The organism is Lacrimispora amygdalina (assembly GCF_003432035.1).
In the GTDB taxonomy this organism is placed as follows: Bacteria; Bacillota; Clostridia; order Lachnospirales; family Lachnospiraceae; genus Lacrimispora; species Lacrimispora amygdalina.
The window spans coordinates 1-9074 of record NZ_QOHO01000117.1 but is presented as its reverse complement, the minus strand read 5'-3'; the positions used below and the strand labels follow the sequence as shown (position 1 = coordinate 9074).

7 protein-coding genes and 1 riboswitch are annotated in these 9074 nt (G+C 43.9%); of the genes, 1 reads left to right on the top strand and 6 read right to left on the bottom strand.

Annotated features, from left to right (window positions below):
- Positions 1-92: 92 nt before the first annotated feature.
- The 6 genes from dapB to DS742_RS27195 form a co-directional block, all read right to left on the bottom strand.
- Positions 93-851, bottom strand: coding sequence for a 4-hydroxy-tetrahydrodipicolinate reductase (gene dapB / locus DS742_RS27225; RefSeq protein WP_117420052.1), 759 nt, complete (start codon positions 849-851; stop codon positions 93-95).
- A gap of 30 nt (positions 852-881) precedes the next feature.
- A complete protein-coding gene (gene dapA, locus DS742_RS27220) occupies positions 882-1766 on the bottom strand; it encodes a 4-hydroxy-tetrahydrodipicolinate synthase (RefSeq protein ID WP_117420051.1) in 885 nt (294 codons plus the stop codon).
- A 142-nt stretch (positions 1767-1908) separates the two neighbouring features.
- Positions 1909-2083: riboswitch (Lysine riboswitch) on the bottom strand.
- 23 nt (positions 2084-2106) lie between these two features.
- The gene (locus DS742_RS27215) at positions 2107-2610 is read right to left on the bottom strand and encodes a cob(I)yrinic acid a,c-diamide adenosyltransferase (RefSeq protein WP_117420050.1); all 504 of its coding nucleotides are present in this window, start codon (positions 2608-2610) and stop codon (positions 2107-2109) included.
- 124 nt (positions 2611-2734) lie between these two features.
- Complete coding sequence (locus DS742_RS27210; protein ID WP_117420049.1) at positions 2735-3361, bottom strand: single-stranded DNA-binding protein; 627 nt, start codon at positions 3359-3361, stop codon at positions 2735-2737.
- 202 nt (positions 3362-3563) lie between these two features.
- Complete coding sequence (gene typA, locus DS742_RS27200; protein WP_117420047.1) at positions 3564-5405, bottom strand: translational GTPase TypA; 1842 nt, start codon at positions 5403-5405, stop codon at positions 3564-3566.
- Positions 5406-5574: 169 nt separating this feature from the next.
- A complete protein-coding gene (locus DS742_RS27195; RefSeq protein WP_117420046.1) occupies positions 5575-6234 on the bottom strand; it encodes a YigZ family protein in 660 nt (219 codons plus the stop codon).
- Between the two features lie 163 nt (positions 6235-6397).
- On the opposite strand from DS742_RS27195, the gene DS742_RS27190 reads away from it, so the two are divergent.
- Complete coding sequence (locus DS742_RS27190; protein WP_117420045.1) at positions 6398-9049, top strand: transglycosylase domain-containing protein; 2652 nt, start codon at positions 6398-6400, stop codon at positions 9047-9049.
- The last annotated feature ends 25 nt before the right edge of the window (positions 9050-9074 follow it).

Sequence of the window (9074 nt, the reverse complement as noted above, 5' to 3'; positions counted from 1 at the left end):
TCTACTTTCTTTCACACTACTTTCTCCTTTCATATTCTATGCTTAGTATGTGTCAAGGAGAAATGAATTATAGTGGAAAATTTTGGAAAAAATCAGGATTCTATTACATCTTTCATGGTATAAAGTCCCGGCTTTTTTCCTGCTAAAAATTTGGCAGCAGATACTGCTCCCCTTGCAAAAATAGCTTTGGAATACGCAGTGTGCTGGAACGTAACCACCTCATCGGTTCCTGCAAAAATCACATCATGCTCTCCTACTATGGTTCCGCCGCGGACTGCACTAATTCCAATTTCCTTCTTATCTCTTGCTTTTCTTACCTGGCTTCTGTCGTAGACATAATGAAATTCCTGGTCCATGGCCTCATTAATGGAATCTGCAAGCGCAAGTGCCGTTCCGCTTGGAGAATCCAGTTTTTTATTATGATGCTTCTCCAGAATCTCAATATCAAATCCTGCACCAGCAAGCACCAGTGCTGCATCTTTTATAAGCTTCATCAGCAGATTCACACCTAAGGACATGTTTGCCGACCGGAGCACCGCTACCTGTCTGGAAGCATCTTCTACCAGCTTAACCTGCTCCTCAGAAAGCCCTGTTGTACATAAAACCACAGGAATGTGTTTTTCGATGCTGTAATGAAGGAGACCCTCCACAGCCTTTGCAGAAGTGAAATCAACGATTACATCTGCTTTTACATCACAGGACTCTAAGGAAGAAAATACCGGGTATGAATTTTCTTTCGTCATGTTGGGATCAATCCCTGCAACAATCTCTATATTTTTTTCTTCCGCTGCAATACCGGAAATGACCTGTCCCATGGCCCCGTTACAGCCGTGCATTATCATCTTAATCATGATTTCCTCCATATGTATATCTTACACCGGTTATAAAATTCCATACTCTTTCATGGCATTTTTTAAACATTCCTGATTTTTTTCTTCCATCTCGGTCAAAGGCAGACGCATTGGTCCTGCCTGCCTTCCCATGAGATTTAACGCTGCTTTCACAGGAATCGGATTCACTTCGCAGAATAACGCATTAATTAACGGGATTGCTTCCAGCTGTAGTCTTGCACTGCGTTTCACATCACCGTCCAAATATGCCTGACAGATCTCATGTGTCTTAGCCGGAGCAACATTAGAAAGAACCGATATAACCCCTCTTCCGCCCAAAGACATGATAGGAACAATCTGGTTGTCATTACCGGAATAAACATCGGCTTTACCGTCAGTAAAACTCAGCAGATCAGCGATGGCGGAAAAATCACCGCTTGCCTCTTTCACTCCTACGATGTTGGGAACGTTAAGACAGAGGTCTGCAATGGTGCGTGCTGTTATGGTAACACCGGTTCTTCCCGGAATATTATAAAGAAGAATGGGGATTTTCACGGCATCTGCCACAGCCTTAAAATGAGCTTTCAAACCATTCTGAGTCGCTTTATTATAATACGGAGAAACCAAAAGAAGACCATCCGCTCCCAGCTTTTGCGCTTCTTCAGACAGATAAACCGCTGTTTCCGTACAATTTGAACCGGTACCGGCTATGACCGGTATCCTTTTTTTCGTAACCTCACATACATATTTGATTACATCCAAATGTTCCTCATGAGTCATCGTAGATGCTTCCCCAGTGGTTCCGCATGCAACAATTGCATCAGTTCCCTCTGCGATCTGTTCCTCCACCAATTTTTCAAGTACCTCATAATTTACAAGTCCGTTCTCCTGAAAAGGTGTAACTAGCGCTACTCCCGCGCCTTCATAAATTGCCATGGTCTTATCCTCCTGATTCTTTATCGTTATACATAGTAAACTTCTAAGGGCCCTTTGCCGCCCTGTTCTTCCTGCCGAAACGAAAAAACAGAGCTGACAACAGGGTCAGCTCTTAAAGTCCAGAATCTGGTAATCTCATCTTTCTTTAAGTAGCTCCCCATCCATACGGATGACAGTCATATGGCTCTTAACCATATGCCCAGAACAGATATGTTCAGGCCATACCGTTCTTCGGCGTCTATTCCTTTCCCCTGTCCTCCTCTGTACCTGATACATCGGACAGCGTACTCTTAATCAACGCAACCTCTACTCTATTATGTATGTTACCATACTAACATTATTATTTTGTATTGTCAACTTTAACATGATTGATTTCCAGTATACTGTCTACATAAGGTTCTATCTTTTTTGAAAATATCTTACCGGTTAATACGACCTCCATCTCATCAACTTTGGACTGGAGAAGTTTTATAAGTTCTTCCGCTTCCAATATCCCCTGGTCCAAAAGCCCAAGAATTTCATCCAGAATCAGCATATCACATTCACCTGTGGATACTACTTTTCTGGCAAAATTAAGACCATTGCGGATATTCATACGCTCCTCTTCCTGACGTTCCATAGAAAGGTTTTCAAAGAGCCCGTCGCACTTTTCAAAACGGAAAATCTTCATCTCCGGCTCCAGCCTTTTCATGATCTCCAGAGATCCCCGCCCCTGACAGCCTTTCAAAAACTGAATCATGATGACAGTCCTGTTCTTCGTCAGAGCCTCGATTCCCATGCCGAGTGCAGAAGACGTCTTGCCTTTTCCTTCCCCGCATATAACCTGTATCGTACCTCGATTCATCTTTCAGCACCTCATAACAGCTAAAAAGCAATTATTTAATTATTATGTTAGAACCTGCTTATCGTATCATATAATTAATATTTTTTCAAGTTTTCTTATTATTTTCTTAATATATTAATAATATTTACTCGGAACATTCCAGCTTGCTGACTGACACCTCATAGGCCACTCTCTTTTCGCACTCTGTATCTGTGAGCTTTTTGGTGTACTCTCTGCTCTGGACTCTTCCCCAGACCTTAACTCTGGTTCCTACAGTAAAACCAGAAGCATATCTTGCATTTCTTCCCCATGCGATACAGGGTATGTAATCGGACTTTCCATAAGGACGGTTGACTGCAAGGAGTAAATCTGCAATTTCCCTTCCCAACGGAGTTTTTCTGTAAATGGGTGCTTTGCAGATATATCCATCCAGAAAAATCTGATTGGTTTTTGTGTAGTCTGTAAACTCTTCCATAAAGTGGATCTCCCGGACAAATACAGAAAGTACAAGGCGGTTTTTCGTTCCCTCGTGACGATTATAGGAACGGAACTGGCCAACCGCTTCTATCGTACAGCCTTCGTAATTTCCTTCGACGTCAATGAGACGTTCTGAGATCATCAGCGGAATCACGTCTGCCTGATCACTGAGACGGTTTACCGCAATGTCCACCATATAGAATCCTTCTCCAAAAACCTCATGGCTGAAGGTGAAGCCGGAGACAATCTCTCCGATAACGCTTACTTTGTTGTTTTCAATCATTTTTTCTGACATTGTATTTCTCCTCTTCTTTCACTAATTTGCTAATATGCTTCACAGCTAATATTAAATTTATGTGGCAGAATACACGAAAATGATAAAAAGCATACCAAAAATATCGACAGAAGGAGGCAGAATGCACAAAAAATAATGGAGAATGCTGACTGATCGGCGGTATTTCGGCGATCTGCGCCAGCATTCTCCTGTATATAACAATTTATACTAAAGATTTTTTATTCTGTGAAGTTCGTTTTCTTACAGTTGGATCCAGAATCTTCTTTCTGATTCGAAGGCTGACCGGTGTGATTTCCAACAGCTCATCTACATCAATAAAGTCAAGGGACTGCTCTAAGCTCATCTCCTTTGGAGTGGTGAGTTTTAATGCGTCATCTGCACCGGAAGAACGGGTATTGGTCAGCTTCTTGGACTTGCAGACATTGATTTCAATATCTTCGGCCTTCGGATTCTGTCCGATTACCATACCGGAATATACCTTGACTCCGGCTCCGATAAACAGTGTTCCTCTCTCCTGGGCATTGTAAAGTCCATAGGTTATGGATTCTCCTGATTCATAAGCAATTAAGGATCCGGATTTTCTATAGGATAAATCTCCCTTATACGGTGCATAATCATCAAATGCGGTATTCATGATTCCATTTCCCTTGGTGTCTGTCATAAATTCACCGCGGTAGCCGATTAAACCTCTGGATGGAATGGAAAATTCCAGTCTTGTATATCCGCCGTTTGCCGGGCTCATTCCCTGAAGCTCACCCTTACGGCTTGTCAGCTTCTGAATAACCGCTCCGGTAAACTCTTCCGGTACGTCGATATATGCAATTTCCATAGGTTCCAGTTTTCTGTTTCTTTCGTCATAATGATACAAAACTTCCGCTTTACTTACTGCAAATTCAAAGCCTTCCCGTCTCATGTTCTCAATCAGTACGGATAAATGAAGTTCTCCTCTGCCGGATACCTTAAAGCAGTCAGGAGATTCTGTCTCCTCCACACGAAGGCTGACGTCCGTATTTAATTCACGGAATAAACGTTCTCTTAAATGACGGGAAGTAATGAATTTACCTTCCTGTCCTGCAAGCGGGCTGTCGTTAACCATGAAATTCATGGCAATGGTCGGCTCAGATATTTTCTGGAAGGGAATTGCTTCCGGACTCTCAACGGAGCAGAGCGTATCACCGATATGGATATCTGCAATACCCGAGATCGCCACGATGGCACCGATTCCGGCTTCCTGTACTTCTATCTTATTAAGACCTTCATATTCATACAGCTTGCCCACCTTAACCTTGCGGAATTTGTCGGGATCATGATGATTTACAATGACACATTCCTGGTTCACTTTAATTCTTCCGTTATCTACCTTGCCTACTCCGATTCGTCCCACATATTCATTGTAATCAATGGTACTGATTAAAAGCTGGGTTGAGGCATCCGGATCGCCTTCCGGTGCAGGAATATGATCAATAACAGTCTGGAATAAAGGAGCCATGTCAACCCCTTCATCACCAAGCTCTTTTTTTGCAAATCCTGCTTTTGCAGAAGCATAAAGGAATGGACAATCCAGCTGCTCTTCACTTGCATCAAGATCCATAAGAAGCTCTAAAACTTCTTCTTCCACCTCTTCCGGTCTTGCTTCCGGTCTGTCAATCTTATTGATGCAGGCAACAACGGAAAGTCCTAACTCCAGCGCTTTTCTTAATACAAACTTGGTCTGGGGCATAACTCCTTCATAAGCGTCTACAACAAGAATAACACCGTTAACCATCTTTAATACACGTTCTACTTCACCGCCGAAATCCGCATGTCCTGGTGTATCAATAATATTAATCTTTGTTTCTCCGAAATGAACTGCCGTATTCTTGGATAAGATGGTGATTCCGCGCTCTCTTTCAATATCATTGGAATCCATAACGCGTTCTACCACTTCCTGATTCTCGCGGAATATACCGCTCTGCTTTAACAGGGCATCCACAAGGGTAGTTTTACCATGATCGACGTGGGCAATGATTGCCACATTCCTGACGTCTTCTCTTTTCATCTTCATAAATGTACTCTTCTTTCTGTTATTCAAGCATAATACAGGTCATTCATTCCCATATCATAAAAAACTAAGGACCTGCTATGCCCTTAGTTTCATCTACATTATCACGATTTATTAGTATAACACCTGATATATAATATTGCAAGATTTTTTTCTTTTTTCTGCATATGCACTATAGCTCCGGAAACAATAAGACTTCTTTTTCAAGCATACTGTAATATACAAAACCGGATACCTCAAGCTTTGCTTTCCCCCCTGTTGCCTCCGTAATGTCAGCCTGAAGCTTTAACATCTCTTCATCCGGCACCAGGGCTGTAAAAATAACACGGTCCGTATAGTCACTGTTTAAAATTGCAATATTCTGCCGGCTTAAAAGATACTGTATCTTACCGGATCCGTTATAATCCGTATCAATCAGAAGTTTTTTAGCAGGAACCAGTGTCAGAACCGTACATGCCTTTAAGCCTTCTTTTACGGCTCCGGAATAAGCCCTCACAAGACCTCCTGTTCCAAGAAGCGTACCGCCAAAATAACGGGTAACAACCACGCAGATGTTAACGATTCCTTCCCCTTCCAGAACATCCAGCATCGGCTTTCCTGCTGTCTGGCTGGGCTCTCCGTCATCGCTGCAGCGCTTACCTTCCCCGTTCTCCCCTAAAACCCAGGCATAACAGTTATGACTGGCGTCCCAGTATTTTTTTCTCATTTCTTCTATAAAAGACTGAGCCTCCTCTTCTGTTTTAACAGACCGGAAGCTGGCGATAAAACGGGATTTCTTTTCAATCAGCTCTCCCGTACCTTCCCGGTATAATATTTTATAAGCTTTTCTCATAAGCATCCTCATTTCTTCTATATAAACAATCCTTTCCCATTATATCCAAAATCAGGATGAGGATCAAGGTTTCATGTATAAATGTATAAATTTGTTCCGAAAATGGTAAGTGTTGAATTGCACGACAATTTTTGGTATAATGGACCGGTAAAGGAGGTTTCCCATGAATTACGGCAAGCAAGAGACAGAGAGAAAGATCAAATCTGCCAATTCAAAAGCGAGGAAATACACCACAAAGGTTTTTCTTGCCTTTTTTAAAAGTCTGTTTATCCTGTGCCTGTTTGGAAGCATTGTTGCTGCAAGCGTTGTACTCGGCATGGTGAAGGGAATCATAGACAATGCTCCTGACGTGGACATATCAACCATTGTTCCCAATGAATATGCCACTACCGTTTATGACAGTGCCGGCAATGTCACCGAAACCCTGGTGACCGCAGGTTCCAACAGGGAGGAAGCCACTTTCGATGAACTTCCAAAAAATCTGGTCAATGCCTTTGTTTCTTATGAGGATTCCAGATTCTGGGAACACAACGGAATTGATCTGCGCTCAATCATGAGAGCTGTGAAAGGTGTTCTGACCGGTGATTCCACAGCCGGAGGCGGAAGCACCATCACCCAGCAGCTGATCAAAAACAGCGTGTTCGGCGGCGGCATGGAGAAGAGTTTCGGGGAGCGCCTGGAACGAAAGCTTCAGGAATGGTTTCTTGCCATTAAACTTGACGGAGTCATGTCAAAGGAACAGATCATTACCAACTACTTAAATACCATTAATTTAGGTAATAATACTCTGGGCGTCAAAGTGGCTGCCAAGAGATATTTTAACAAGGACGTATCAGAACTGACGTTGTCCGAATGCGCGGTTTTAGCAGGAATCACGCAGAACCCTTCCAAATATAATCCCATATCCGGTCAGAAGGGCAATTCCGACAAGCAGAAGGTTATTCTTCAATATATGCATGACCAGGGATATATCACAAAGGAAGAGGAAGACCAGGCTCTTGCCGATGATGTCTATTCCAGAATCCAGAATGTGGACACTGTGACCAAGGAAACTGCATCTCCATACAGCTATTTTACAGATGAGCTGGTTGAGGAAGTCATAACTGCCATGAAGAACCAGCTGGGCTATACGGATACCCAGGCTCACAATATGCTTTACAGCGGCGGTCTTTCCATCTACACCACTCAGGATCCCGCAATTCAGACCATTGTGGACGAGGAAATCAATAACCCGCAAAATTATACAGCAGCCAGGTATTCCATCGAATACCGCCTGTCCGTCACCCACAAGGATGGCACAACCACCCACTATTCCGAAGAAAACGTCAAACGCTATCACAAGGAAATGGGAGACAACGGCTATGACGGTTTATATAATTCCGAAGAAGAAGCAGAGGCGGATGTACAGGGTTATAAAAACTATCAGTTGAAAGAAGGAGATACCATACTGGGAGAAAGCCTTCATAAGACCTTACAGCCTCAGGCCTCCTTCGTTATCATGGATCAGAAAACAGGTGAAGTTAAGGCTATCAACGGAGGCCGGGGACAAAAACTGGCCAGCCTGACACTCAACCGGGCCAGCAATACCTATCGGCAGCCAGGTTCCACCTTCAAAATCCTCACCGCATTTTCTCCAGCACTTGACACCTGCGGTGCCACCCTTGGAACGGTTTATTATGATTCGGTTTACACAATCGGCAACAAAACCTTTTCCAACTGGTACAGCTCCGGTTACCAGGGCTACTCAAGCATCCGTGACGGTATCGTTTATTCCATGAACATCGTGGCTGTACGCTGTCTTGTTGAGACGGTAAAACCCCAGCTGGGCGTGGAGTACGCAAGAAACTTCGGTATCACTTCCTTAACTGACACCGATTATAACCCGGCACTGGCCCTGGGCGGAATCACCAGGGGCGTTTCCAACTTAGAGCTAACCGGTGCTTTTGCCACCATTGCCAACGGCGGTGTTTATACAAAGCCAATATTTTTCACTAAAATCCTGGATCACGACGGAAAGGTTTTAATCGATAATACACCTGAGACCCATCGTGTTTTAAAAGACTCCACTGCTTTTCTCCTGACCGACGCAATGGCAGCCTCCATGGAAAGCAGCCGGAAGTTTTCCAGTTCAGGTCCAAGTTCCACCAGCCCTGCAGCTAAAATTCCGGGAATGTCGGCTGCTGGAAAAAGCGGTACCACATCAGCCAACAACGATATCTGGTTTGTGGGTTATACCCCTTATTATACTGCCGGTATCTGGGCAGGATGCGATGATAACCAGAAGCTGACCAAGCAGAACGGTGGTGCATCCTTTCATAAGGCAATCTGGCGCAAGATCATGACCAGAGTCCATGAAGGAAAGCCAGACCCCGGATTTCCTGTTCCTGACAGTATAGAAACCGCACAAATCTGCCGGAAATCCGGCAAGCTGGCGGTCTCAGGAGTCTGCACCGAGGACCCCAGAGGCAATGCAGTATATACAGAATATTTTGCAAAAGGTACAGTCCCCACAGACGTTTGCAATAATCACGTAAGAGCAACCGTATGCTCCGTATCCCATCAGCTGCCAACGCCTTATTGTCCCGAGAGAACAACCGCCGTCTTTATGGTTCTTCCAAACGGTGAGACAGGTCAGACAGATGATTCCAAATATGCAATGCCTGGATACTGCACCATACACTCAGCAAACTCGATGATTATTCCTCCAAGCAGCTATCCATACGAGGATGAGACTGCTCCCCAGCAATATGCACCAGGATATGTTCCACAGAATCCTGGAAATACCAAACCCATATACCCCTGGCAGGATTATTGACAGGAAATCGGGTAGGAGGTAGATA

Coding starts and splice junctions, on each gene's coding strand:
- dapB (WP_117420052.1), bottom strand. CDS start 851: ATGATTAAGATGATAATGCACGGCTGTAACGGGGCCATGGGACAGGTC.
- dapA (WP_117420051.1), bottom strand. CDS start 1,766: ATGGCAATTTATGAAGGCGCGGGAGTAGCGCTAGTTACACCTTTTCAG.
- DS742_RS27215 (WP_117420050.1), bottom strand. CDS start 2,610: ATGAATCGAGGTACGATACAGGTTATATGCGGGGAAGGAAAAGGCAAG.
- DS742_RS27210 (WP_117420049.1), bottom strand. CDS start 3,361: ATGTCAGAAAAAATGATTGAAAACAACAAAGTAAGCGTTATCGGAGAG.
- typA (WP_117420047.1), bottom strand. CDS start 5,405: ATGAAGATGAAAAGAGAAGACGTCAGGAATGTGGCAATCATTGCCCAC.
- DS742_RS27195 (WP_117420046.1), bottom strand. CDS start 6,234: ATGAGAAAAGCTTATAAAATATTATACCGGGAAGGTACGGGAGAGCTG.
- DS742_RS27190 (WP_117420045.1), top strand. CDS start 6,398: ATGAATTACGGCAAGCAAGAGACAGAGAGAAAGATCAAATCTGCCAAT.